This window comes from Asticcacaulis sp. (genome assembly GCA_024707255.1).
Lineage (GTDB): Bacteria > Pseudomonadota > Alphaproteobacteria > Caulobacterales > Caulobacteraceae > Asticcacaulis.
The window spans coordinates 2,198,128-2,222,936 of record JANQAC010000001.1 but is presented as its reverse complement, the minus strand read 5'-3'; the positions used below and the strand labels follow the sequence as shown (position 1 = coordinate 2,222,936).

Genomic DNA, 24,809 nt, shown 5'->3' with positions numbered 1-24,809 from the left:
ATCTCCCTGCCGATCTTCTGGCAGGTGATGGGCTTGAGCCTCGCCGTGCTCGTTCTGGCGCTGGTCATACCCGTGCTTGTGGTGCTCATGGCGCCCGAACCCCCGCCTTCCGGTTACAGCCTGGCCGAGGCCGTCACCGCGCTCAAGACGGGCGAGGTCCGTCTGCAGAATGGTCACAGGCTCAAGGCCACGACCGTCTCCGCACGCCCGGCCTTTATCGATCAGGCGCCCGCCACAGATGATGATCGCGCCCAGCGCACCTTCAACTTCCAGTCCAGTATCGCCCAGAGGCTGGCGGCGGAACTGCACGTGCCGGCGGATACGATCTTCGTCCATATAAAGCCGCGCGGGCGCTTCGATAACGGCCCCAGGCAGTTCGCGTTTCAACGCAATAATTTTGGCGGCGGTCCCAACTTTGGGGGTGGCCCGATGGGACCGAACAATGGCTCCAGCGCCGGGCCGGATTCGGGGCCGGATAATCCCCGGTTCAGCGCCTCTCAGGATCAGTCCGCAGATAGCCGGCAGCCCGCCATGCAAGCCTCCCCGAACGATCACCAAAGTGAGCCGCAAGGTGGACCGCCAGAATCCAGGCTTCGGCCCTGCCAGGGGGGCAACTTCCCTCCCGGCAATGGTCCGGGTAATTTTGGTGGCAATCGCGTCGTCAATGGCGAAACGCGGGCGGAAATTTTCTACCCGGCTTTCAGCGCCGCCTGGCAGCTCAAGGATGGCACCTGGCGCGTGCTGACGCCGCCGAAGGAACTGATCGCGCCCTGGCAAGAGCGCCTTCTGCTCGGCTTCGTGCTGACCGCCCTCCTGATCCTGCCGCTGGCCTGGTGGCTGTCCCAGCGCCTGTCCCGGCCGATCATCGCCTTTTCGGAAGCCGCCTCCAAGCTGAGCGTGGAAGACAATGCGCCACCCGTGCTTTCCGCCGGACCACGCGAGGTGCGCGCCGCCGCTGATGTGCTGAATGAGATGCAGGCGCGTATCCGCAAGCAGGTCGAAAGCCGCACCATGCTGATGGCCGCCATCGCCCATGACCTCAAGACGCCCCTGGCCCGGATGCGCCTGCGTATCGAAGATGTCCCCGGCCCGCTGCGTGAAAAGCTGAACGGTGACATCGCCCATATGGACGGCCTGATCCGCAGCGCCATGAGCTTCACCAGCGCCCACAAGATGAACGAGACCCTGCGCCTGCTCGATTTCTCGGCCCTTGTCGATTCCCTGAGCGACGACCTGTGCGCCGTCTGCACCATGGAGCCGTCACGGATCGAGGACAATATCATGGTCAAGGGTGACGCCGTGGCCCTGAAACGCATCCTGATCAACCTCGTCGAAAACGCCGGTCGCTATGCCGGCGGCTGCCGCATCCAACTGTCAGCGCGTGGCGGCAAGGCAGAATTGCGCGTGATCGATAATGGTCCAGGCCTGCCGCCCGAAGCTCTGGAGACGGTGTTCGAGCCCTTCTACCGCCTTGAATCCTCACGCAACCGCGATACCGGCGGCACGGGTCTTGGCCTCAGCGTGGCGCGCGCCCTGACCGAAGCGCAAGGCGGGACCCTGACCGCTGCAAACCGCTACGAAGGCACCGAAGTTGCAGGTCTTGAACTGTTGATGGTTCTGCCGATACTGGCGCGATAAATCGTTACAGATTTGACTATAAAACTTCCTCCGAAAGCCCTGATTATAAGCCCCTGATCTGGAATTGCGGTGATAGCGTTACCATATATTGATCAGCGCGAAATAAGGCTTGACTTCAAAGCCTTGAGGTTAAAAAACCACCGCGCAATTACAGCGATTGGTGCTGCTATCTCATAAAAGGATTCCCCCATGGCTTTACGTGTCGCCATCAACGGTTTTGGCCGCATCGGCCGTCTGGTTCTGCGCTCGATCATCGAGCATAACCGCACGGACATCGAAGTGGTTGCGATCAACGACCTGGGCCCGGTGGAAACCAATGCGCATCTGCTGCGCTACGATTCGATCCATGGCAGATTCCCCGCCAAGGTCGCCGTCGAAGGCGACAGCCTGGTCATCACCGCCAATGGCCGCACCTATGCGCCCATAAAGGTGACCGCCATCCGCAATCCGGCCGAACTGCCGCACAAGGATCTCGGCGTCGATATCGCCTTTGAATGCACCGGCATCTTCACCGCGCGCGACAAGGCCGCTGCCCACCTCGAAGCCGGCGCCAAGCGCGTTATCGTCTCGGCCCCGGCCGACGGCGCCGACAAGACCATCGTCTACGGCGTCAACCACGACAGCCTGGCCGCCGCCGACATGGTCATCTCGAACGCCTCCTGCACCACCAACTGCCTGGCCCCCGTCGCCAAGGTGCTGAACGACCTGTGCGGCATCGAGTCGGGTTATATGACGACGATCCACTCCTATACCAACGACCAGCCGTCGCTCGACCAGATGCACAAGGACCTCTATCGCGCCCGCGCCGCCGCCCTCAGCATGATCCCGACCTCGACCGGCGCCGCCAAGGCGATCGGTCTGGTCATCCCGGAACTGAAGGGCAAGTTCGACGGCTCCTCGATCCGCGTGCCGACCCCCAACGTCTCGGCCGTCGACCTGGTGTTCAATGCCTCGCGCGACGTCACCAAGGACGATATCAATGCCGCCATCATCGCTGCCGCCGATGGCGCCATGAAGGGCGTGCTGGCCTATACCGATGAGCCGCTGGTGTCGCACGACTTCAACCACGAGCCGGCCTCCTCGACCTTCGCCCTGGCCCAGACCCAGGTTATCGGCGGCAAGCTGGTGCGTATCCTCTCGTGGTACGACAACGAGTGGGGCTTCTCCTCGCGCATGGCCGATACCGCCGTCGCCTTCGGCAAGTTCCTCTGATAAGCTGAACCCCGCTGGAGCAATCTAGCGGGACTTTTCATGTTTTTATCTAAGCAAGAAACCCCACCACCGCATCTCAGCCTACGGCTTCGTGCGGTCCCCCTCCCCGAATTTGAAGACAAATTCAGGGAGGTATAAGAAAGCACTCTATATACCTCCCTGAACGCAAAGCGTTTGGGGAGGGGGACCATGAGCATAGCGAATGGTGGTGGGGTTTCTTACTTTACTTTTCCATTCGCCGGAGCCTCCCATGCCCTTTAAAACCCTCGATGACCTCACCGCCCCTATCGGGTTAACGGCTGTTGTGCGCGTAGATTTCAACGTGCCTATGGAAAATGGCCGCGTCACCGATGACACCCGGTTGCGCGTGGCGTTGCCCACTATCCGTAAACTTCAGTCGCTAGGTGCTGAAGGTATTGTCCTGCTGGCGCACTTTGATCGCCCGAAGGGTAAGCGCGTCGCGGAGATGAGCTTGAAACCCATAGTCGAGCCGCTTTCAGCCCTTTTGGGACAACCCGCCGGTTTCGCAGAAGACACGCAAGAACACCCCGCCTATCTGGATGCCGACAACCTTAGTGGAGGTGCCGTCTTGCTGGTCGAAAATACACGTTTCCATGCAGGCGAAGAAACCAACGATCCCAAGTTGGCTGAGCATTTTGCGCACCTCGGCGACATCTACGTCAACGACGCCTTCTCCGCCGCCCACCGCGCCCATGCCTCGACCGAAGGTGTGGCCCACCTTCTGCCCGCCTATGCCGGCGAATCGATGCGCCGCGAACTGACCGCGCTTGATGCGGCCCTTGGCAACCCGCAGCGTCCGACGCTCGGCATTGTCGGCGGCTCCAAGGTCTCGACCAAGCTCGACCTGCTGAAGAACCTGGTCACCAAGCTCGATTACCTCGCCATCGGCGGCGGCATGGCCAATACCTTCCTGTTCGCACAAGGCTATGATGTCGGTGGTTCCTTGTGCGAAAAAGACCTGAAAGACACCGCGCTTGAGATCATGGCCGCCGCGGCCCAAGCCGATTGCCGCCTGCTGCTGCCGCTCGATATCGTGGTGGCCCAGGAATTCAAGGCCAATGCCGCCAACCGCACCGAAGACATCGGCGCGCCCCTCTCCGATGCCGACAAGATTTTCGACGCCGGCTCGAAGACGGTCGATGAACTGTGCAAGATCATGGCCGGCGCCAAGACCCTGATCTGGAACGGCCCGCTCGGTGTGTTTGAATTACCACCTTTCGATGCCGCGACGGTCGCCGCCGCGAAATTTGCTGCGGAGCAAACCAAATCAGGTAAGCTGGTCGCCGTGGCCGGTGGCGGCGATACCGTTGCCGCGCTGAACCACGCCGGCGTGACCGACGACATGACGTTTGTCTCGACCGCCGGTGGCGCCTTCCTGGAATGGATGGAGGGCAAGGTTCTGCCAGGAGTCGCTGCCCTCGAAGCGTAATTTGGAACAGTAATTGCAGGGTTACTGGCCTATTTAAAATTTATGTCCGGATGGTTCAAAACAGGTCAAAGACCACTCCGTCCGGACAGTTTACCGCCCCGCCACAGGGCAATTACATTAGCCAAAAAGGGAAAATAATGGCTCGTATAAGTCTGCGTCAGTTGCTCGATCACGCCGCCGAAAATAACTACGGCGTGCCGGGCTTCAACATCAACAACATGGAACAGGGCATCGCCATCATGGAGGCGGCGCGCAAGACCGCGTCCCCGGTGATCCTCCAGGCTTCGCGCGGCGCCCGCGCCTATGCCAACGACCTGATGCTGAAGCGCATCATCAATGCGCTGGCCGAAATCTACCCCGAAGTGCCGCTGTGTATGCACCAGGACCACGGCAATAGCTTAGGCACCTGCGCCTCGGCCATCCAGCACGGCTTTACCTCGGTGATGATGGATGGCTCCCTGAAGGCCGACGCCAAAACCCCCGCCGATTACGAATACAATGTCGATATCACGCGCAAGGTGGTCGAGATGGCCCATGCCTGCGGCGTCTCGGTCGAAGGCGAACTGGGCGTTCTGGGCTCGCTGGAAACCGGCATGGGCGAGGCGGAAGACGGCCACGGCGCCGAGGGCGTCCTGTCGCATGATCAGCTCCTGACCGATCCGGACCAGGCCGTCGATTTCGTCGCCAAAACCGGCGTCGATGCCCTGGCGATTGCGATGGGCACCAGCCACGGCGCCTACAAGTTCACCCGCAAGCCGGATGGTGAAGTGCTGGCCATGCACGTCATTGAGGCCATCCACAAGCGCCTGCCCAATACCCATCTCGTCATGCACGGCTCGTCTTCGGTGCCGCAGGAATTGCAGGACGAGATCAACGCCTATGGCGGCGCCATTCCGCAGACCTGGGGCGTACCGGTCGAGGAACTGCAAAAGGCCATCAAGATGGGCGTGCGCAAGATCAATATCGATACCGACCTGCGCCTGGCCATCACCGCCGGCATCCGCAAGACCATGGCCGAAAACCCCGCCGGCTTCGATCCGCGCAGCTATTTCAAGCCGGCCTATGCCCTGATGCAAAAGGTCTGCGAAGACCGTTTCGAGCAGTTCGGCACCGCCGGCAATGCCCCGAAGATCAAGCCGGTCTCGCTGCAGAATATGGTGCAGTTCTATCTGTAAGGATTGCTTGTTTTAGACGCACGAAAAGCCACCGCTCGCGGTGGCTTTTTTGTTTGGAAATAGTGGTGAAGCGCAATAGCTTTTCGGTCGCAAACCGAGATTAACAAAAAGACGCTCTGCGCCCGTTTGCGCCCCAGTACCGAAATTGATTGAAGTGGCATGGTGTGCCCAAAATAGGACATATCCGCTGCTGGGCGACTTGACGATTTTCGTTTTCTGATCCGAACAAATTACCGGAACGCGCGTGAAGTTATGCGGCAAGACTTGCCATCCGCACCACGATTTGCTCCGCCATTGCCTTAGCATCCACGAAACTTACCGGACGATCGTCCGCAAGGGCAGCGCCCACAATTTCGGTAGGCCTGAGCCGCCTGGCTGGCAGATTGTTTTGCATGGCTTCGATATGCTCGGCTGACGCACCATGTAATCGCATCGCCTCGATTATTTTCGTGAACCAATCAGAATCTTCGGCACGCTCCTCCCACGTAGAAAAATCAATCAGATGATAGCCTCTCGCTTCTAGCAGTTTATAAACGAAAGTTGCGCACGTCAGTCCTTTTCCGGGAAGCGTAGTGGAATAATATCCATTGTCAGGATCGAAAGCGCCGTCGCCAGTATCAAATCCATATGCGATTTGGTTTTCATTGGCCGCTTTGATTATCGATAAATATGCAGCCAAAGATCTCTTACGAATACTCGGATACTTCAAATTAATCCAAAAATAATCCGGCCTCGCCATTTCATCTCTTAAATCATGATGAAATGCTAAATGCAAGAACCGGGGTTCCCCCCCATCTACTACATAAAAAAAGCCGCAGTGATATCCTAATGATGTCGACTTGATAGCCAACCCGACATCTTCAAGATTATCAAATGCCTGATCTCCCCCCTCCAAAAATCATATTATTCGCTCAAACCTTGCAAAACTTCATTACGATCATATCCCCGAGCAGATAACTCTCGTCCAACCTTGAGAAATAGCTTCTCGTAACGAGCAATATTTTTTCGAAAAGCATACAAGCTTTCAACAAACGCCACCAATATTTCGTCTCTAACTTTTTTCACGTCACAAAGAGTAATCAGTGAATCGATAGTCGAGAATTCGCCTTTAGCAACAAGCTGATGAAATCCATTTATTACTGCAACGATTTCGCTTGATTCTGCCTTACCAGCACTTTTTGCAGTTGCTTCAAAATACCAAGAGAGATCAGATTTGGGCACACTTGGTTCATCGGTCACGAACGATTTCGTGTTTTGCCTTTCCTCAAACCAATAAAAATCTTGTACAACTCTATCAACTTTAAAAACGCATCCAATGCTCTTCCCCATTGGTCGATAATTCGCCAAAACCCACGCCTTTGGCATAGCTTGCGTAAAAATTGAGCCGGCGTTTATAGCACAGTTATAAATTACCATATGGGATTGCTCATTTTTTCTCAGCGTTTTTTGGTTCCATAGCATTATGGAGCGCGTCTTTGATGAACCATCTAAAGACTGAGCCTGACTGGTTATTAAGTTTTGCGAGGGTGCCAACTGCATCTTTTACTCCTCGTATATTTTGATCAAGAAAAAAATCATTATCCAACAGGAACTTGTTAGGTCCATCGCCTTCTTTCAAAAGGCCATATCGACAAAACAACTTTCCCGTTTCTAGCTCGATCGCAACCGCAGACTGTGCTTCGATTACATCATCTATCTTAACATCTTCCTCAGATACAATGCCCAAGGCAGCCGGTCGAACCAGATCTCCCCACCGTGTCGCAGAAAGATTTAACGTCTCCCTATCGAAGACATTTCGATACCTAAGCCCGAGTCTTGTAAAATACGGTGGCGAATATATGTCAGCCAGCGCTTCGAGTGTAGGTTGAAGGTGTTGAAGAAAATTTTCCCAGCATTCGTACGAGGTCGCCGTTAAAGCCAGAAATTCACTAGATAACGTACAAGTGAATTTCCCGTCTTCGGTGGAAAAAATCGTACAGCTGTCTGCGTCGATCAAGTGCAGCGTCATTTTCGCTTGGCGAAAATGACGTAATGGAGAGCGGGACTATATCGCGGATCGATACGTTAGGGAAGAGAGGCTTAATGGCCTCTTGAAATTCAAAAGGAAGAGTTCCCTCAATGATTAAGGCGCGCGGAAAACTGATTTGACAGATCACCTCCCGGATGGGATTTCGTTCATAAATGATCCGACCGGTCTCCGGAAAACGCATAGCCCTCTTTCCTTTTGATTCGACTGTAGTTTGAACTATGACTCTTGTCTACCGTACATATTGCCGCTCCTAATGCAGCATTCAGACGGCAAGATTCCGAGCTGGCCAACATTATGAAGCGACCAACTAACTACGGGGAAATTTTACAGAGAGTACCCGGCGGTCTCATACTTACGAACGATGCTGTTCACTAGCCACGTCCGCTTTTGCACTTTTAACGAGATCGTCAACGCCGCCTAAGGGCCAACTCCCAACAATTATCCCCTCTCAAATTTCCCGGTGCATTCTGTACCCATGGCTTTGGATGACCAGACAGCACAGGCACAACTGACGCCGGAAGAGCGGCGCGAGATGTTGCGCGCCTTTGCCGACCGAATGCTGTTGAAGATCACCGCCATGGACGATCCCGAAGATATGCCGGGCGTCGAGCGCGCCGTACGCGTGGCTGCCATGATCGAGCGCGTCTACAGCCGCTGCGACCGCGCCGAGCGCCAGACGCGCGACAAGTCGCCCAATCCGCACCAGCTCGAAGCCGAACGCGCCACCCATGAGGTCGCGGCCATCAAGGCGCGCGTCTCGCTGGCCAGTACGCTGAAATGGGGCGAAGAGCGCCGTCAGGCTCTGGGATCATGGTGGGACGCTGCTGAAGACATTGTCCAAAATATCGCACAGACTGCACCAGCCTCCGCCGCGCCGCTGCCCCATAAGGCCGCGCCCGCCGGTGGCCCCAAGGTCACCTATGTCGATTACACCGAGGCTTTCGAAACGGCACGGGCCGAACTGGCCCTGAAAAGAGCCGCCCAGGCACAGGTCAAACCCGTGCAAAAACCTCCGCCGCCCGCCTGATGGCGGGCTGAACTGAGCCCGCTTGCCGCGCGTTTCGGACAGGCGTACACTCCGGCAAAAGTTCCGCACATCCTTTCCGGCGCAGAGACGAAGTGGTCCATTCACAAGGAGCACAGTCATGCGTCAACCCGATCCCCAAAAACTCGATGCACTGGTCGGCCGGATGGTCGGCGAGCTGGGCGCCTCCGTCACCGGCGCCACTGTCCTGCTGGGCGACCAGCTCGGCCTCTACAAGGCCATGGCCGACGGCGTGCCCGTCACGCCCGAAAGCCTGGCGCGCAAGACCGGCTACAAGGAGCGCTACCTGCGCGAATGGCTCTCCGCCCAGGCCGCGGCCGAATATATCGATTATAATGACGAAGACGGCACTTTCAGCCTGTCGCCGGAACAGGCCATGGCCTTTGCCGAGGAGGACAGCCCGGCCTTTTTCGGCGGCGCTTTTGAGATCATGCAGTCCATCTGGCTCGATGAACCGAAGATCGCCGAAGCCTTCCGCACCGGGGCCGGGGTCGGCTGGCACGACCACAGCCAGTGCCTCTTCCGCGGCACCGAGCGCTTCTTCCGGCCCGGCTATAATGCGCACCTGATCGAGGAATGGATTCCGGCGATCGACGGCCTGAAAGACAAGCTCGAACACGGCGCGAGGGTGGCCGATGTCGGCTGCGGCCACGGCGCCTCCACCATACTGATGGCCAAGGCGTTCCCGACCGCGAAACTGACCGGCTTCGATTATCACGGCCCCTCCATCGAACGCGCCATGGGCCGCCGCGAAGGAAGCCGGGGTCGATGATCGCGTTACCTTCGAGCAGGCTTCGGCCAAGGATTTCCCGGCGCGCGAGTACGACCTCGTCGCCATGTTCGACTGCCTGCACGACATGGGTGATCCAGTCGGGGCTGGCCGACACGTCAGGGAAACCCTGGCGCCCGACGGCACCTGGATGATCGTCGAGCCTTTCGCGCATGATACGTTGAAGGAAAACCTCAATCCGGTCGGCCGCATCTTCTACGGCGCCTCCACCATGGTCTGCACGCCGGCCTCGCTGTCGCAGGAAGTCGGCCTCGGCCTGGGGGCGCAGGCCGGCGAAATCCGGCTGCGCAAGGTGGCAATGGATGCCGGCTTCTCACACTTCCGACGTGCCACCGAAACGCCGTTCAACATGGTTTTCGACGTGCGCGCCTGACGTACCGATTGACTCCGGGGGCTCTATGGGATTTAGCAGGCAGGAGTTTTCCATAGGCCCCTCCCGTGCAGCTTCAGTTCAAACGCCGCTTTTCCATGGCCCACCGCCTGCGCTTCGATGCCAATTCGAAGTGCCTGACACCGCATGGCCATAATGAATTCGTCGTGGTCAGCCTCCAGGCGAAGGACGCCGGCGCCATGCGCTGGGGCAATGCCAACTATGCCGCCAGCTTCGCCGACCTGAAACGCCACTGGCACCGCTTTGTCGATGACAGTCTCGATCATGCCTTCCAGCTTGGCCATGACGATCCGATGATTGGCTATTTCCGCCAGCATGAACCGGACCTGCTGCCGCGCCTGCTGGTGATCGAGGGCGATCCCACCACCGAGGCCGTCGCTAGCGCACTCTACATGAAGCTGAACGCCATCCTGGCCGCGCACCTGCCGGAATTCGAGTGTGTGCGCTTCGAGATCGAGGAAACCCCGACCAACAGCGTGGTGCTTGGGCCCGACGATATCGCCGCCTGCCCGATCCGGCTGGGCGAATGGTGCCACCGCGCCGATATGAGCCTGAATGATCTGCTGGCCCCCGATGCGTGGGATGCCTTATCATGAACTTGATTTCGCGTCGCGTCTTCGTCAAGGGCCTGAGGGTTGAGGCCGCCATCGGCATCTATGACCATGAACATGGCCGCACTCAGCCGTTGATTATCGACGCCGTTTTCGATCTCGACCTGCACGCCATCCATGGCTTGAAGGATACGCTCAACTACGAACTGGTCGGCCAGATTGCCCGTGAGTTCATCGATCGCGGTCATATCAAGCTGGTCGAAACCCTGGCCGAGGACATGGCGCGCACGCTGGTGGCCCTGCCGCATGTCCGTCGTGTCGAGGTCTCGGTGATCAAGCCGGAAGCCCTGGCCGATGCCGACCAGGCGGGCGTCTGTGTGGTGTTTGAGCCTTAACGGCCCGTGGCCGCCGGCATAAGGGCGGAGCATGATTTCGTCGTCGCCAACTGCTGCAAGCGCTCGTTTCGCGCCAACAATGCCTTGACTTCGACCTTTTGCGTGTCCGACAGATCCAGGAACAGAGGGGAAACCAGTAATATGCCAATATTGTTGCCGACCTTGTCGGCTGACTCGCCCGTCAACTCCACCCTACGCTTCAGATTGTTGTCGTATTCCGCCTTCAGATGATCACAGGTCAGACTGGAATCGATATCCCTTACCAGTTGGACGGGCTGAGCGACGCGCCCGCCACAGCCCGTCAGCAGCAATAAGCCCATAACGACAGTTAGTCGCTTCATAACATTCCCCCCTCAAAGTCACGCCGGATATAATATGTCGGCTCCCTCGCTTCTAAACGCAAAGAACCCGGTTGACAATAACCGGAGGTAGTGGAATGTAGTATTTTGTTACCTATAAACCTTCGGGGGGACATCATGAAAAAGTTTCTCGGCGCGGCTGCGGCGTGCCTTATCCTTTCTGGCTGCGCGTCGGCATCCAATCCAGGCGCCATGGCCGTGGCCGTCACGCAGCAAAGCCTGATCGACAGCACGTCCTCACTCAATCACGCCATTGCCGCCCCGACCGTGACCGGCGGCAAGACAACCAATCCGATGTGGGTATCCAACGTTTCGAACGAGGATTTCGCCGAGGCCCTGCGCCAAAGCCTGGCGGCTAATACCATGCTGGCCACCGAAAACGCCCGCTTCAATCTTTCGGCACAGCTTGTCCAACTCAAGCAGCCGATGATGGGCCTGGATATGACCGTCACGGCAACCGTGAAATATACCCTGACCGATACTGCCGGAAACGTGGTCTGGACCAAGGATGTCGCCACCCCCTACACCGCCAAGATGAGCGACGCCTTTATGGGTGTGAAGCGCCTGCAACTGGCTAACGAAGGCGCAATCAAGGCCAATATCGAGCAACTCGTCACCGATCTGATCGCCGAAAGCAAGACCAACAGCCAGATGGCTGCCCTCAACTAAGCTGTTGCGGCATGGCTCCGGCCTGAGATAGGCTGGAGCCATGCACTACAAAGACCACCTGCGCCTGATGGCGACCTATAACAGCGTCATGAACCAGCGCCTGATCGCGGTCATTGCGCCATTGCCGGATGCCGAACTGCTGGCGCCGCGCGGGGCCTTTTTCGGCTCGGTGCTCGGCACACTGAACCATCTGATTGTCGCCGACCTGATGTGGCTCAATCGTTTCCGGCCGCAGCCCTATGGCGAAGTTCTGGCGCCGCTCGATGCCCTGCCAAAGCCGACAAGGTTGGCCGACCTGCTCTACCCCACCCTCGCCGAATTGAAGCCGGTGCGCGAGACCCTGGATGCCCTCTATATCCGCTTCATCGATCAATTGAGCGATGCCGATATCGCCGCGCCGCTCAGCTATCGTAACAGCAGCGGCCAGCCCTTCACGAAAACGACCGGCCTGCTTCTCAGCCACGTCTTCAACCACCAGACCCACCACCGCGGCCAGATCACCACCCTGCTCAGCCAGATCGGCCTGGATATTGGCGTCACCGACCTGGCACCGCTGGTGCCGAACATCGAGATTTGAATATTGCATTGCGGTATACGCCCCGCCGTACTAGGCTCCGGGGAAAGCCAGCCGGATAGATCGAAATGACCGCCAAGCCCCCTGCCGAAACGACCCTGAGCGGCCTGAAAGCCTTTCTGGCTGATCCGCGCCTGACCGCCTATCTCAACTATCTGCTGATCCTGTTCACGATCATGACCTTTGGCCTGACCGCGCTCCTGGCCATGCTGGTGGCCAATTTCGCCGAGGACAAGGCGCCGGACTGGATCAGGAGCCATTACGAATTCCAGAAGCGCACCTTCTGGTACGGCATAGGCCCGGTCCTGCTGAACGCGGTGGCCTATACCTTCGTACAGAAGAACCATATCACCGCACCGGCGATCACGACTATAATGCTGCTCCTGCTGCTGTTTTGCCTGGGCTATACGGTCGGCCGCGCGGTGATGGGGTTCAACCACCTGCTGCATCAGCGTCCGATACCGAACCCGAAAGCCTGGCTGGCGTAAAACCTTAATCCACCACATCCGGCGGAGGCGCTTCCGACGCCGGAGCTTTCGCACCACCGCGATCGACGCCGGCCATGCCGAACAGGTTCATCTTGACGCCATCATTGATGACGTCACCCGGTTTCTGATCGGCGGCACAGGCGCCCAAACGCTTCGAGTTGACCACATAATTAGTGACCCGGTTCATCTGGCTGCCGCCCGTGGTTTGCGAACGGACAGTCATGTCATAATGGCTGTTGAAATCACCGGTGACCGAACCGGAATATTCGGTCACGACACCGGCGCCCATGGCGCATTCGGCCAGCACGCCCCAATTGCCCTCGCCTTGCGGACTGAAGGTCTTGGCAGTGCAGGTATCGCCGGACAGGTCAGTGCCAAGGATGCCCAGGTGCTGGTCGGTGACAGCATCGATACAGATTTTGAGCACCTGCGGTTTTTCCGGGCTGCCTTCTTCCGAAACGGTCGTCTGCCACAGGCCGGGCTTGCGCGCCGGGGGAGGCGGCGGCGGTTTGGGGGCAGCCACCGGCACCGGTGCAATTACGGGCGGCGGCGGTGTTTCCGGTTTCTTGTGACAACCTGACAGCACGGCCACACCTGCCAGCAGGACGAGACGGCTCATAACGCCTGTATTGACCTGGAGCATCTCTTCGCTTTCCCGTCCGTCTCGCATGATCGCGCATCGCAATCGTTTCCGTGGGCACGGAACATCAGGTTTCCGGCCGCGGAAGGAGAAAGACTATGGGAAAATCCTCCCATGCACCAGTCTAATAAACGGTTTCTGGGGAATTTTTAGATCAGTGCCTGGCGCCTCACCTAGCGCTTCCGGGAAATGACCTGGAGGGTTTGCAGGGTGCGCGGCAGTTCATCGGCCAGACGCCGGCAGATTTCGCGGGCGCCGATCGAATAGACCTCGCCCCCATCGGCGATTTCGAGCGCCGCCTTGGCAGTGGCATCGAGCAGGACTTCAAACTCGGCGATCTGCTCGCGGGCCAGCGCGCGGGCTTCTTCCTGCAAACGCCGGACACGCTGGGTGCGGGTTTCACGGACCTGCGCCACGTCTTCGGGGAAACTGGCCTTGTGGGTGACCGGCGTAGGCAGGCTCATCACCTTGTCGCCATCAATCATCTGACCGAGGGCGATTTCCTTCGGCGCCGGATTTGCCCCTAAAGCGACCTCCTTGGAGACCGGCGGCACCACATTTAATCTAGTCCTACGCATCTCATTAACCCCATTTGACAAACGCAACACGAGTCAGTGTTCAAAGACAACCATATGTCTCAAGCGTCAAGCTGTGCAAGAAGAATGCCAGCCCGAACCGTCCATTTTTGCGCCAGTCATCCCGGCACACTCTGGCAGCCCACACTGAAGGGTCTCTCGAAATCAAATAAAAATCCAGTGGGAATGTGGCGTGAATGCGTCAAAAGCGCATGATTTGTCCACAGGCGTTGCTCATATATAACGCTATTCAGACTGGACGTTTCCACACTTCCGGTATGAACGAATTACGCGTTATCCAGCATGTCCCCTGGCAAATTCCAGATCGAGCGTCTTGAGCCGCTTGATCTCGTCACGCAGGCGCGCGGCGGTCTCAAATTCGAGATTGCCGGCCGCCTCGCGCATCTTTGCTTCGAGATCGCGCAGCGTCGCCTGGAAGTTGGAGCCGAGAAACGGCTTGGCATCCTTCTCAGCCACGCCCATGGGCACCTGGACACGATCGGACTTTTCATACGGGCTGTCGAGAATATCGGCGATACCGCGCTTGACCGATTCCGGCGTGATACCATGCTCGGCATTATAGGCGAGTTGCTTTTCGCGGCGGCGATTGGTTTCCGCCAGCGCGCGCTCCATCGAACCGGTCATCTTGTCGGCATAGAGGATGACCCGGCCATCGACATTGCGCGCCGCCCGGCCGATGGTCTGGATCAATGAGGTTTCCGAACGCAGGAAGCCTTCCTTGTCGGCATCGAGAATGGCGACAAAGCCGCATTCGGGAATATCGAGCCCTTCGCGCAGCAGGTTGATGCCGACCAGCACATCGAAGGCGCCCAGGCGCAGGTCGCGGATGATCTCGATACGCTCCAGCGTGTCGATGTCGGAGTGCATGTAGCGGACGCGGATGCCCTGCTCGTGCATATAGTCGGTCAGGTTTTCGGCCATCTTCTTGGTGAGCACAGTCACCAGCGAACGATAGCCCTGCTTCGCCACCTCGCGCACCTCGGCGATCACGTCATCGACCTGGCTGAAATTGTCCTTGTGGACCGGACGGATCTCGACGGGCGGATCGATCAGGCCGGTGGGGCGAATGACCTGCTCGGCAAAAACACCCCGGGTGCGCTCCATCTCCCATTTGCCGGGCGTGGCCGACACATAGATGGATTGCGGCCGCATGGCGTCCCATTCTTCGAACTTGAGCGGGCGGTTATCCATGCAGGACGGCAGACGGAAACCGTATTCGGCCAGGATCGACTTGCGCGCGAAGTCGCCGCGATACATGCCGCCGATCTGCGACACTGAAACGTGACTTTCATCGACAAACAACAGGGCGTTTTCCGGCATATATTCGAAGAAGTTCGGCGGCGGTTCGCCGGGACCGCGTCCGGTCAGGTAACGTGAATAGTTTTCGATGCCGGCGCAGGCGCCCGTCGCCTCGATCATTTCAAGATCGAAGGTGGTGCGCTGCTCCAGGCGCTGGGCCTCCAGCAGCTTGCCCTCGGCATGAAGCTGCTCCAGCCGCTGTTTCAGTTCGGCCTTGATGCGGCTGACCGCCTGGTTGAGTGTCGGGCGCGGCGTGACATAGTGGCTGGCGGCGTAAACGCGAATCTCTTTCAGGTCCTGCATCTTCTTGCCGGTCAGCGGATCGAATTCCTGGATGCTCTCGATCTCGTCGCCGAACATATTGATGCGCCAGGCGCGGTCTTCATAGTGGGCCGGGAAGATTTCGATGACATCGCCGCGCCGGCGGAAGGTGCCGCGCTCGAACGCCTGGTCGTTGCGCTTGTATTGCAGGGCCACCAGGTCGGCGCGCAACTGCCCCTCGTCGATCGTCTGGCCGACGGTCAGGTCGAAGGTCATGGCCGTATAGGTCTCGACCGAACCGATGCCGTAGATGCAGGAGACCGAAGCGACCACGATCACATCGTCGCGTTCCAGAATGGCACGGGTGGCCGAATGGCGCATCCGGTCGATCTGCTCGTTGATCGAGGAGTCCTTCTCGATGAAGGTATCGGTGCGCGGCACATAGGCTTCCGGCTGGTAATAATCGTAATAGGAGACGAAATACTCCACCGCATTATCCGGGAAGAACGCCTTGAACTCGCTGTAGAGCTGGGCGGCCAGGGTCTTGTTATGGGCCATGATCAGGGCCGGGCGCTGGGTCTGTTCGATGATCTTGGCCATGGTGAAGGTCTTGCCGGAACCGGTGACGCCGAGCAGCACCTGATCATGCTCGTGGGCATTGATCCCCGCCATCAGGTCGGCGATGGCGGTCGGCTGGTCGCCGGCCGGCTCATAGGGCGCGGCGAGACGGAATTTCCGGCCACCTTCCGATTTTTCCGGCCGTTCCGGCTTGTGTGGCACCCAGGTGACAGGCGTATGGGCGAAGTCGGCAACAAAGGCGCCGGAATTATCGGAAAAACCGGGAGTTTGGGGAGAACGGCTCATGAACGTAACATAAGGGGAGACAAAAAAAATGAAAGGGGCGCATAAAAGTTTTGCGGCGCGTCAAACGGCCGGCCGATAACGCCGTTTTGCCGCATTACGGCGCCAGAACTTGTCAGCGGAGTCATCATACAGGCGGCATTTTTTTTGGGATTCCAGCCGGTTATTTTGGCAATCGATCTTTACGCGGACGGAAAGGCGCCCGAAAATCTGTTAAGACGGGGTTTTAATGTTTCGTTAAATTAAGCTTTTCAGAATATGAATTTGACTATAAAGCAATTCCAAATAATAAAGATTTCATATTACCGATAATCTATCGGAAAATTACTTGGCTTTTCCTGTCAATAAAAAGATTTTAAGCTGCAATCAATTCGCATGATTTTCTTATAAGCTCCAGAGCATAACTGTCGCTCGCCAAGCATCCGCACAAAACGAACACATTTCCGCCACAATTGCCTCCTAGATAGCGGCCTGCCCAGCGGGTCCTATCTGTCCTGCTGGCGTGAGTCTTTGGTCTGTTAATTGCATTGAGTAAGCGTGCATTCCTAACACCACAGGGCTTTCCCGGAGGGCACGTAACGCCCTTGTCACAGAGGACCAGATAGTCTTGATACCCATTTCGATTGCGCGCTATCGTATGCGCGCCCTCATGGCAGCGAGTGCAGTGGGCCTCCTGGTTGGCGCGTCGGTCGGCGCTGCCTGCCTGGGCAGCCACCTGGCTCACGACGGCAGCGCGCCGAAGGACGCTGCCCGCCTGATGATGGTGGCACGCGATGGCAAGCTCGACATGCAGACGCTCGATGCGGCCGGAAAGGTTGATCAAAGCGCGCTCAATATCGCCATGCGTTTTTCGCAATATGCCGGCACGGGCACCGATAACAGCCTGCTCGCCCAGAACCTGACCGCCATGCGCATCTCCGACGATGCCCGCAACCAGCGCGATCTCCCTGACGCCAAAATCGTCCTGGCCAGCAATATCGCCCCCGCCGCGCCCCTGGATGCCCAGACGGTAAGCGCACCCGCCATCCGTGCCGCAGCGGCCATGAAATTCAAGAACGCCAATCGCAGCGATTCCGACTGCCTGACCCAGGCCGTCTATTATGAAGCGCGCGGCGAAGGCGTCGACGGAATGCGTGCCGTTGCCCAGGTCATCCTGAACCGCGTCCGCCACCCCGCCTACCCCAAAACCATCTGCGGCGTCGTCTATCAGGGGGCCTACCAGCGCACCTCCTGCCAGTTCAGCTTCGTCTGCAATGGCGCCATGGGCGCGCCGGTTGAAAGCTGGGCCCGGCGCCGCGCCAAGACGGTGGCTGACGCCGCGCTCAATGGTTATGTCATGACCTCGGTCGGCACCTCGACCAGCTTCCACACCACCGGCGTCAAGCCCGGCTGGGGCGCCACCATGGAGCGCGTGGCCCAAATCGGCTCGCATATCTTCTATCAGTTCCGCGGCCGTGGTTCGCGCATCGCCAACACGCTCGACGCCGTCCGGCCTTCGGATGCGCCGGCAACAGCCGCCGAAACGCCGCAGGCCAACGCCAAGACACAGGCGCTCGACAGCCAGACCGTGGCCATGTTGAACGCCCAGTCGCTGAAATCCACGGCTAAATCCGAGGCCGACGCCACACAAAAGCCTGTCCAGGTTTCGGCGCAAATCCACGGCAAGTCGGCCCAGGAGATCATCGCCGAGGTCGCCACCACCAAGGCGCCCGCGCCGGTCGGGCCTGCCAAGGCCCCCGCAAAGGAAACTGGCCAGTAAAAAATTCCCCAACCTATCCGAAAAGCGCGCCAACCAGAGCGGTTGGCGCGCTTTTTTTGTCTTTTCTGTGTTCCCGGACAGGCCGTTAGGATTTCAACAACCTTAATCTGACAGGTTGGCGCAAAGGCTCATCTTAACCATGAGTCGCCGCCGGCGTTTGCGCGCCTGTATGCGATGAATGGATGAGACAGTCTGAAAGAAATTCAACGCCTTAATCCTATTCAAAGTTTGTCAGGGGCCAAAAATGACGAAACCCAGTACCGCTAATCCGACCGGCGGATTCAAGCTCTCGAACCTGTCGTTTACCGTAAAATTCATGGCGCCTGCCGCGGTCGCCACCGCACTGATGGCCGTGCTGGCCTTCGGCGCCATCTATGTCATGAACGGCCAGGGCAAGACCATCGACGACATCAATAACCGCGCCCTGCCGCAGGTTGTCGAACTGGGCGACATCAAGTCCTCGATCAAGGAAGCCAATGGCCAGCTCTATAACGCCCTGACCAAGAAGGCCACCGACCCGTCGGCCAATGCCTCGGCCACCGTCACCAAGGTCACCGAGGATCTCGGCAAGATCGAAACCCGCGTCAAGGCTGATGGCGGCAAGGCCACCGATCCGGCGCAGAAGAAGCTGTTGGCCGACCTCGCCAAGGAAGTGAAGACCTACAAGGAAGCCGTCGAATTCGCCGGCTCAGTTATGGATGTCGACTTCGCCTCGGTCGGTCCGATGATGGCTCAGTTCGATGACGGCTACGCCAAGATGTCGGATATCAGCGATCAGTTGATCAAGGCAAATGTGGCCGCCGCTACCAAGGCTGCCACGGACGCCAAGGCCGCCCAGACCGCCGGCATCAGCTTCCTGACCATCTTCGCCGTCATCATGGCCTGCGTCTCCGGCGCCATCGCCTTCGTCTTCTCGCGCGTTACCGTCACCGGCATCAACCGCATTGCCAAGACCACAGAAGAACTGGCCAACGGCAACCTGAATGTCGATATCTCCGCCCTCGCCCGCCGCGATGAACTGAAGTCGGTCGTCGACAGCCTCAACGTCTTCAAGTCGAACGCCGAGGAAAAGGAACGCCTGATGGCGATCGAGGCCGCCACCTCCAAGACCCGCGAGGAACGCGCCCGCCAGATGGCCGAACTGGCCGAACGCTTCCGCCACGAAGCCCGAGGACATGCTCGACGCGCTCAGCAATGCCGCCTCCGATCTCGACGCCAACGGTCGCACCCTGCTGACCATCGCCCGGAAAACGAGCGCCGCTCGCAGGACGCCGTCGGCTCCATCCGCAATTCTGCCGACAACGTCCAGAACGTCGCCTCGGCCACCACCGAACTGTCGGCCTCGATCGGCGTCATCGGCGACCAGGCGGTTCGTTCGGTTGAAATCGCCGCCGAAGCCGTTTCAGAAGCCGACCGCACCAACGATTCCATGGCCGAACTCAGCCGCGCCGCCGATCAGATCGGCGAAGTGGTCGACCTCATCAACGCCATCGCCCAGCAGACCAACCTGCTGGCCCTGAACGCCACCATCGAATCCGCCCGTGCGGGTGAAGCCGGCAAGGGTTTCGCGGTCGTCGCCTCGGAAGTGAAGTCGCTGGCCCAGCAAACCGCCAAGGCTACCGACGAGATCCGCGAGCGCATCAAGGATATCCAGGCCGCAGCGCAGAACGGCGTCAACGCCATCAAGGGCATCGGCGAGACGATCAAGCACATGAACGAAATCGCCTCGTCCATCGCCGACTCGGTCCACCAGCAGGGCGACGCCACCAACGAAATCGCCCGCAACGTCAACGAAGCCTCGGACGGCACCTCGATGGCCTCGTCCTCGGTCTCGCAACTGTCCGCCTCCGCCGCCGATACCGAAAAGGCGTCGACGGAAATGCTGGGCGCCGCCAACCAGTTGACCCAGCGCACCGAAGCGATGAGCGAAAATATCCGCCGCTTCCTTGCGGAACTGACCGCCGCCTAAAACACCGCCGAAGAGCCTGCATGGCCCGCAGGCATGAAGCCGAAAAAATAAAACGGAGACACCGAAAAGTGTCTCCGTTTTTTAATGGAATTTTAACCATATTGCACTGCGGGATGATTCACGCGATATTAAACCTTCGGTCGTATACAGTTTGTACGGGCCTGACAGAACCTCCTCCTGGCCCCTCAGAACCCTGTTGTAAAAACCTGCGTGAAAGTTGCAAAATGCAAACCTCGACCTCCAAGGCCCTCCTGGCCGGCGCCCTCGCTCTCTCCTTCGCCCTCGTCACCACCCAAGCCTTCGCGGACTGCGATGAAGGCCAGGAAACCATGGTCGGCAAGGCCATCGCCACCGCCGCCAGCGCCAAGATCGCCCCGGTCGTGCCGACCCAGACCAAGAAGATGATCAACCTCGAAACCTGCGACGCCGCCGGCGGCGCCCTGGTTTCGGAATTCAAGTTCAACGTCATCGGTTCGGACGGTCTGTACTGGGTCACCGGCACCGCCAAGGTTTCCGGCGGCCAGGTCGCCGACATGAAGTTCAGCGGCCTGAGCCCGAACCTGGCCGCTGCTTCGACCAAGGCCGGCGTCAAGCTCGCCGCCAACTAAGGCTGACAGGAAGGCTCAAGCCTTCATATTTGCGGAAAATGAAAAAGATGCGGATTTGATTCCGCATCTTTTTTTGTGCCTCTTCAGTCGGCGCCCGGCCATTAACCCTTCGCCTGTTTGACTTCAAGGCGTCGCGGCCATTGCCGTTAAACTTCCTTAAGAAAGCCTTTCCGTCTGATTTAACTGAATGTTTTCCTCTCTCGTATAACATTGGTCTTACCCTGAAGAACCTCAAGGAGAGAAACAAAATGATAAAGAAGACCCTTTTCGCTGCCGCTGCCATCCTGACCCTTTCGGCCGCCGCCGCCCACGCCTCCCCCTGCTCGGATGACCAGGAAGCCACCGCCGGTATGCTCGCCGCCGGCGTCGCCAAAACCGCCGTATCCAAGGTTGTCGCCGTTACCGGCAAACAGATGGTCAACATCGAGATCCTGCGAATTCCGCGCCGGCAGCTACCAGGTCGATTACAAGTATAATTTCCTGGCCGCCGATGGCCTCTACTGGGTCGAACTGTCGGCCAAGTTTGGCGCCGACGGTTCGGGCGCCACCACGAAGGTCAACAAGTCCAGTCCGAACATGGCCGCCGCCGAAGCCAAGGCCGGCGTCAAGCTAGCCGCCAACTAAAACCTTAGCAAATGGCCTGAAGGCTTTCCGACTTAAGACAAACCCCCTCGTGATCGCTCACGAGGGGGTTTGCATTTCAGGTCAGGTAAAAGGCATATCGCCTTTCACCTACTTACGATTGATCGGCTTGAAGTCCTGCGGACGACTGACCGCGCGGGATTCCTTGCTGCGCGGACTCCCGAAAAGCCCGCCGAACAGGGCGAAGGAAGTCATGGCGTGTTGCTTCTTGTCTTGGTCTTGCATGGTTGCGTCTCCTTTTCCAAATGCATGAATGGACCAGAAGACGCGGCGCAGCTCGCAGGGGTTTCCACCCTCTCAGTCGTCGTCGCGTCGTGAGTTAACTATGCCAGAAAATTCCCCCATTGCAAGAACTAATCCGAACACGGAATAAATTATTTTATAATTTACATGTATCTATATGTTTTTAATGGTTTTAATTTTTGATGACGCGCCTTTGATTTATTAATTTTCACGAATGCGGTCTTTTCATTTGATTCATCATAAAGCAACCCTCTTCGAATAGGATGCGTACAGGGTCAAAACGACTCTCCGGCTGGTTCTGGCCGGAATGGCGCGGAGTGTCAGTTCATGTTCAAGTCAGCGATCGTTTTGGGCAGCGCCGTCTTCTGCGCCGTCCTGGCCGGCACGGGCGTTCTGTCGCTCGGCCTGCACACGCCCCAGGCCGATCTCGCCACGACCGAATCTGCCAGCCCCATCGATGCAGGCACAACCACAGATACACACGTTACTGCCATTCCAAAGGCAAAGGACGGCCATTTCTGGGCCAATGCGACCGTCAATACCCGCGCCGTGCGCTTCCTGGTCGATACCGGCGCCACGGTCGTTGCGCTCACTCCGGCCGACGCCCAACGTCTCGGTTTTGACGCCAAAAGCCTGACCTATGATCGTGAAGTCACCACCGCCAATGGCAAGACCTATGCCGCGACGGTCAATCTCAGCGTGGTCGGGATCGGCCAGAGCACGGTGCGCAATGTCGACGCCATGGTTGTCAAGGACGGACTGACAACATCATTGCTCGGCATGAGCTATCTCGGCCGGCTGTCACGCTTCGAGGCGACGCCGTCAAGCCTTATCCTGCATCCTTAAGCTGTTCGTAGCTTTCGCGGCGCGCTTCGACCGCCGCCAGCGCTTCGCGTACCGCCAGTATCGCCCGGTCGACAACCTCCAGGCCGGCGCCCGGATAGATGGAATCGACCGTCATGATGCGGCGGAAAGCCCTTGCCCCCGGCAGGCCGTGCATGACGCCCAGCATATGGCGCGTCATGTGCGACAGCGGCACGCCGATCGCCAGTTGCCCGGCCATGTAAGGACGGTAAGCTTCCAGGGCCTCGAAGGGGCCAATATCGGCTTCGGCGCCGAAGAACAGACGATCCACCTGCCCCAGTAAGGCCGGCTCATGATAGGCCGCGCGGCCGAGCATGACACCGTCAACGCCTTGGGCCAGATGCGCCTGCGCTTCTTCCAGGTTACCGATACCGCCATTGATGGCGATGGTCAGGTGCGGCTTGGCGCGCTTCAGTTCATAGACCAGCTCATAATCGAGCGGCGGGACATCGCGGTTCTCCTTGGGCGACAGGCCCTTCAGCCAGGCCTTGCGGGCATGGACGGCGAAGGACGTCACACCGGCCTTTTTCGCAAGCCTCCACCAGCGCGAACAGGCTGTCGCGCGGTGCCTGATCATCGACGCCAATGCGGCATTTGACGGTCGCGGGCAGCTTGGTCGCCTCGATCATGGCCTGCATGCAATCGGCCACCAGTTGCGGTTCGCGCATCAAACAGGCGCCGAAAGCCCCGGACTGCACCCGGTCAGACGGGCAGCCGCAATTGAGATTGACCTCATCATAGCCCCAGTCCTGGGCAATTTTCGCGCAACTCGCCAGTTCACCCGGCTCGGAACCACCAAGCTGTAAAGCCACGGGATGCTCAACTTCGCTGTAGCCCAGCAAGCGCTCGCGGTCCCCATGGATCACCGCCTTGGTGGTGACCATTTCCGTATAGAGCAATGCCTGACGCGTCAGGGTGCGATGGAAGGCGCGGCAATGCCGGTCCGTCCAGTCCATCATGGGCGCAACGCTGAATATAGAGGCTTGATTTTTAATCATTTTTTCAATACAATCAGAGACTAAAAGGAGAACGATTGCACCCGTATTCGCTCTAAAAAACGGCCCAATACTACCACCTACCCTCTCTCACTGCACCCGTTTTGCACCCATCGGCGCGGCACATGGCCACTTTTACGAGACGAAAATCTGGACGGTGGCGGGCGCAGGTCCGACGACGCGGACATGTGCTCAGCGAAACCTTCCTTTTGCGTCATGATGCCGAAGCATGGGCAAGGCGGGTGGAATGTGAGATCGACAATGGGAAGACGCCCACGCAAAAGAATGTTGCGGGCATCAAAACATTCGGCGGCCTTATAGACCTTCACCTGGCAGATATGAAGTCTGTGGGCAAAGAAATTGGGCGCTCGAAGGCTTTCAGCATGGTGCAATTGAAAAAGGCCTTGGGTAGCATCCCGTTCGAAAGTCTCGACAGGGAGCGCATAATCCAATTTGGAAGGGCGCGCGCAGATGAAGACGCCGGGCCTGCGACGCTCAGCATTGATATCGGGTACATAAGAACCATTCTGTCTCACGCTGCGGCGATCCATGGAATTCCCACCACCGTGGAGCACGTGGACATGGCTCGCATCGCATTAAGCAGGCTAGGCCTTGTCGGCAAAGGTAAGGAGAGAGATCGGCGACCGACCGATGGTGAAATCGTCTCTCTGCTCAAATATTTTCAGACAGTTGGTAGCACATGCTTTCCGATGGACCGGATCATTTGCTTCGCTATCGCAACAGCGATGCGACAGGAGGAAATCTGCCGAGTGACCTGGGCGGACCTGACACCAAGAATGAGAACGCTCACGATCAGGGATCGTAAAGACCCAAAGGAAAAAAGGGGTAATCATCAAACTATCCCTCTCCTCTCTGTGAGCGGTTATGACGCCTGGAAGCTTATTGAAGAACAACGGCGGTCAGCGGACGGCAACCATGCGCGTATTTTTCCATACAACGGCAAGTCGGTGGGAACAGCGTTCCGACGCGCCTGTAAAGCGTTGGGTATTGAAGACCTTCATTTTCATGATTTCCGCCATGAAGGCACGAGCCGCCTATTTGAGGCGGGCTTTGAAATTCCGCAGGTTGCGCTTGTTACCGGACATAAGGACTGGAAAATGCTTAAGCGATATACCCATCTGCGACCACAGCACCTGCACATCATCGCCAAATCCCTCCCGGCGCAGACGTCAGTCGACTACGACTGGGATGGACATTTTGGCGAGGCCGGGGCTGGTCAAGTTAGTAGCCAAGTTATGTAAATTAGCTCGCTGCTCTCAACTCAAATTATAGAGTGCTACAACAT

Annotated in this window: 27 protein-coding genes and 1 pseudogene; 19 read left to right on the top strand and 9 right to left on the bottom strand. The window is 58.2% G+C overall.

Annotation, left to right across the window (positions count from 1 at the left end; genetic code table 11):
* The first annotated feature begins 27 nt into the window (after positions 1 to 27).
* From NVV72_10990 to fba, 4 genes are all read left to right on the top strand, one after another.
* Positions 28 to 1,638, top strand: a complete 1,611-nt coding sequence (locus NVV72_10990) for an ATP-binding protein (protein MCR6659840.1) — start codon at positions 28 to 30, stop codon at positions 1,636 to 1,638.
* Positions 1,639 to 1,827: 189 nt separating this feature from the next.
* Positions 1,828 to 2,850: a type I glyceraldehyde-3-phosphate dehydrogenase gene (gap, locus tag NVV72_10985; GenBank protein MCR6659839.1), complete on the top strand. Its 1,023-nt coding sequence runs from the start codon at positions 1,828 to 1,830 to the stop codon at positions 2,848 to 2,850.
* A gap of 250 nt (positions 2,851 to 3,100) precedes the next feature.
* On the top strand, positions 3,101 to 4,300 hold the full coding sequence (locus tag NVV72_10980; GenBank protein MCR6659838.1) for a phosphoglycerate kinase: 1,200 nt from the start codon (positions 3,101 to 3,103) through the stop codon (positions 4,298 to 4,300).
* A gap of 137 nt (positions 4,301 to 4,437) precedes the next feature.
* Positions 4,438 to 5,475 (top strand): fructose-bisphosphate aldolase class II, encoded by a 1,038-nt coding sequence (fba, locus tag NVV72_10975; protein ID MCR6659837.1) that lies wholly within the window; start codon positions 4,438 to 4,440, stop codon positions 5,473 to 5,475.
* A gap of 250 nt (positions 5,476 to 5,725) precedes the next feature.
* On the opposite strand, the gene NVV72_10970 is transcribed toward fba, so the two are convergent.
* The 3 genes from NVV72_10970 to NVV72_10960 are packed head-to-tail and all read right to left on the bottom strand — an operon-like array spanning position 5,726 to position 7,471.
* Complete coding sequence (locus NVV72_10970; GenBank protein MCR6659836.1) at positions 5,726 to 6,370, bottom strand: hypothetical protein; 645 nt, start codon at positions 6,368 to 6,370, stop codon at positions 5,726 to 5,728.
* Positions 6,371 to 6,378: 8 nt separating this feature from the next.
* Complete coding sequence (locus tag NVV72_10965) at positions 6,379 to 6,891, bottom strand: hypothetical protein (protein ID MCR6659835.1); 513 nt, start codon at positions 6,889 to 6,891, stop codon at positions 6,379 to 6,381.
* Between the two features lie 10 nt (positions 6,892 to 6,901).
* Positions 6,902 to 7,471: a TIGR04255 family protein gene (locus NVV72_10960; GenBank protein ID MCR6659834.1), complete on the bottom strand. Its 570-nt coding sequence runs from the start codon at positions 7,469 to 7,471 to the stop codon at positions 6,902 to 6,904.
* 508 nt (positions 7,472 to 7,979) lie between these two features.
* Between NVV72_10960 and NVV72_10955 the strand changes: the two genes are divergently transcribed.
* From NVV72_10955 to folB, 5 genes are all read left to right on the top strand, one after another.
* Positions 7,980 to 8,531 (top strand): hypothetical protein, encoded by a 552-nt coding sequence (locus tag NVV72_10955; protein ID MCR6659833.1) that lies wholly within the window; start codon positions 7,980 to 7,982, stop codon positions 8,529 to 8,531.
* A 118-nt stretch (positions 8,532 to 8,649) separates the two neighbouring features.
* On the top strand, positions 8,650 to 9,321 hold the full coding sequence (locus tag NVV72_10950; protein MCR6659832.1) for a class I SAM-dependent methyltransferase: 672 nt from the start codon (positions 8,650 to 8,652) through the stop codon (positions 9,319 to 9,321).
* Between the two features lie 64 nt (positions 9,322 to 9,385).
* A complete protein-coding gene (locus tag NVV72_10945) occupies positions 9,386 to 9,712 on the top strand; it encodes a hypothetical protein (GenBank protein MCR6659831.1) in 327 nt (108 codons plus the stop codon).
* A gap of 65 nt (positions 9,713 to 9,777) precedes the next feature.
* Positions 9,778 to 10,326 carry a 6-carboxytetrahydropterin synthase gene (locus tag NVV72_10940; GenBank protein ID MCR6659830.1) on the top strand — a complete coding sequence of 183 codons (549 nt, stop codon included), beginning with the start codon at positions 9,778 to 9,780 and terminating at the stop codon, positions 10,324 to 10,326.
* Positions 10,323 to 10,676 carry a dihydroneopterin aldolase gene (gene folB / locus NVV72_10935; GenBank protein ID MCR6659829.1) on the top strand — a complete coding sequence of 118 codons (354 nt, stop codon included), beginning with the start codon at positions 10,323 to 10,325 and terminating at the stop codon, positions 10,674 to 10,676. Before NVV72_10940 ends, folB begins: the two co-directional genes overlap by 4 nt.
* Here the strand turns inward: folB and NVV72_10930 are convergent.
* The gene (locus NVV72_10930) at positions 10,673 to 11,017 is read right to left on the bottom strand and encodes a hypothetical protein (protein MCR6659828.1); all 345 of its coding nucleotides are present in this window, start codon (positions 11,015 to 11,017) and stop codon (positions 10,673 to 10,675) included. The two genes, folB and NVV72_10930, sit on opposite strands and share 4 nt — an antisense overlap.
* 135 nt (positions 11,018 to 11,152) lie before the next feature.
* On the opposite strand from NVV72_10930, the gene NVV72_10925 reads away from it, so the two are divergent.
* The 3 genes from NVV72_10925 (at position 11,153) to NVV72_10915 (ending at position 12,766) form a co-directional block, all read left to right on the top strand.
* On the top strand, positions 11,153 to 11,704 hold the full coding sequence (locus tag NVV72_10925) for a hypothetical protein (GenBank protein MCR6659827.1): 552 nt from the start codon (positions 11,153 to 11,155) through the stop codon (positions 11,702 to 11,704).
* A gap of 40 nt (positions 11,705 to 11,744) precedes the next feature.
* Complete coding sequence (locus NVV72_10920; GenBank protein ID MCR6659826.1) at positions 11,745 to 12,281, top strand: DinB family protein; 537 nt, start codon at positions 11,745 to 11,747, stop codon at positions 12,279 to 12,281.
* Positions 12,282 to 12,346: 65 nt separating this feature from the next.
* Positions 12,347 to 12,766 (top strand): hypothetical protein, encoded by a 420-nt coding sequence (locus tag NVV72_10915; GenBank protein ID MCR6659825.1) that lies wholly within the window; start codon positions 12,347 to 12,349, stop codon positions 12,764 to 12,766.
* A gap of 4 nt (positions 12,767 to 12,770) precedes the next feature.
* Here the strand turns inward: NVV72_10915 and NVV72_10910 are convergent, their stop codons facing one another.
* The 3 genes from NVV72_10910 to uvrB form a co-directional block, all read right to left on the bottom strand.
* Positions 12,771 to 13,436, bottom strand: coding sequence for a hypothetical protein (locus NVV72_10910; GenBank protein ID MCR6659824.1), 666 nt, complete (start codon positions 13,434 to 13,436; stop codon positions 12,771 to 12,773).
* Between the two features lie 143 nt (positions 13,437 to 13,579).
* Positions 13,580 to 13,984, bottom strand: coding sequence for a hypothetical protein (locus NVV72_10905; protein ID MCR6659823.1), 405 nt, complete (start codon positions 13,982 to 13,984; stop codon positions 13,580 to 13,582).
* 291 nt (positions 13,985 to 14,275) lie between these two features.
* A complete protein-coding gene (gene uvrB / locus NVV72_10900; GenBank protein ID MCR6659822.1) occupies positions 14,276 to 16,426 on the bottom strand; it encodes an excinuclease ABC subunit UvrB in 2,151 nt (716 codons plus the stop codon).
* Positions 16,427 to 17,072: 646 nt separating this feature from the next.
* Between uvrB and NVV72_10895 the strand changes: the two genes are divergently transcribed.
* The 5 genes from NVV72_10895 to NVV72_10875 all read left to right on the top strand — a co-directional run bounded on the left by NVV72_10895 (position 17,073) and on the right by NVV72_10875 (position 21,383).
* Positions 17,073 to 18,182 (top strand): cell wall hydrolase, encoded by a 1,110-nt coding sequence (locus tag NVV72_10895; protein MCR6659821.1) that lies wholly within the window; start codon positions 17,073 to 17,075, stop codon positions 18,180 to 18,182.
* Positions 18,183 to 18,426: 244 nt separating this feature from the next.
* Positions 18,427 to 20,151, top strand: coding sequence for a methyl-accepting chemotaxis protein (locus tag NVV72_10890; protein MCR6659820.1), 1,725 nt, complete (start codon positions 18,427 to 18,429; stop codon positions 20,149 to 20,151).
* A gap of 224 nt (positions 20,152 to 20,375) precedes the next feature.
* Positions 20,376 to 20,759 carry a hypothetical protein gene (locus tag NVV72_10885; GenBank protein MCR6659819.1) on the top strand — a complete coding sequence of 128 codons (384 nt, stop codon included), beginning with the start codon at positions 20,376 to 20,378 and terminating at the stop codon, positions 20,757 to 20,759.
* 248 nt (positions 20,760 to 21,007) lie between these two features.
* Positions 21,008 to 21,235 carry a hypothetical protein gene (locus NVV72_10880; protein ID MCR6659818.1) on the top strand — a complete coding sequence of 76 codons (228 nt, stop codon included), beginning with the start codon at positions 21,008 to 21,010 and terminating at the stop codon, positions 21,233 to 21,235.
* Entirely contained in the window at positions 21,150 to 21,383 is a 234-nt protein-coding gene (locus NVV72_10875) for a hypothetical protein (GenBank protein MCR6659817.1), read from the top strand. Before NVV72_10880 ends, NVV72_10875 begins: the two co-directional genes overlap by 86 nt.
* A gap of 108 nt (positions 21,384 to 21,491) precedes the next feature.
* Here NVV72_10875 and NVV72_10870 read toward each other — a convergent pair whose 3' ends face one another.
* A complete protein-coding gene (locus NVV72_10870; GenBank protein MCR6659816.1) occupies positions 21,492 to 21,626 on the bottom strand; it encodes a hypothetical protein in 135 nt (44 codons plus the stop codon).
* A gap of 345 nt (positions 21,627 to 21,971) precedes the next feature.
* Here NVV72_10870 and NVV72_10865 point away from each other — a divergent pair, with 345 nt between their 5' ends.
* Positions 21,972 to 22,490 carry a TIGR02281 family clan AA aspartic protease gene (locus NVV72_10865; GenBank protein ID MCR6659815.1) on the top strand — a complete coding sequence of 173 codons (519 nt, stop codon included), beginning with the start codon at positions 21,972 to 21,974 and terminating at the stop codon, positions 22,488 to 22,490.
* On the opposite strand, the pseudogene dusA reads toward NVV72_10865, so the two are convergent.
* A pseudogene (gene dusA, locus NVV72_10860) lies at positions 22,474 to 23,467 on the bottom strand (tRNA dihydrouridine(20/20a) synthase DusA). The gene NVV72_10865 and the pseudogene dusA overlap by 17 nt on opposite strands.
* A gap of 224 nt (positions 23,468 to 23,691) precedes the next feature.
* Between dusA and NVV72_10855 the strand changes: the two are divergent.
* On the top strand, positions 23,692 to 24,765 hold the full coding sequence (locus NVV72_10855; GenBank protein MCR6659814.1) for a site-specific integrase: 1,074 nt from the start codon (positions 23,692 to 23,694) through the stop codon (positions 24,763 to 24,765).
* Positions 24,766 to 24,809 lie beyond the last annotated feature (44 nt).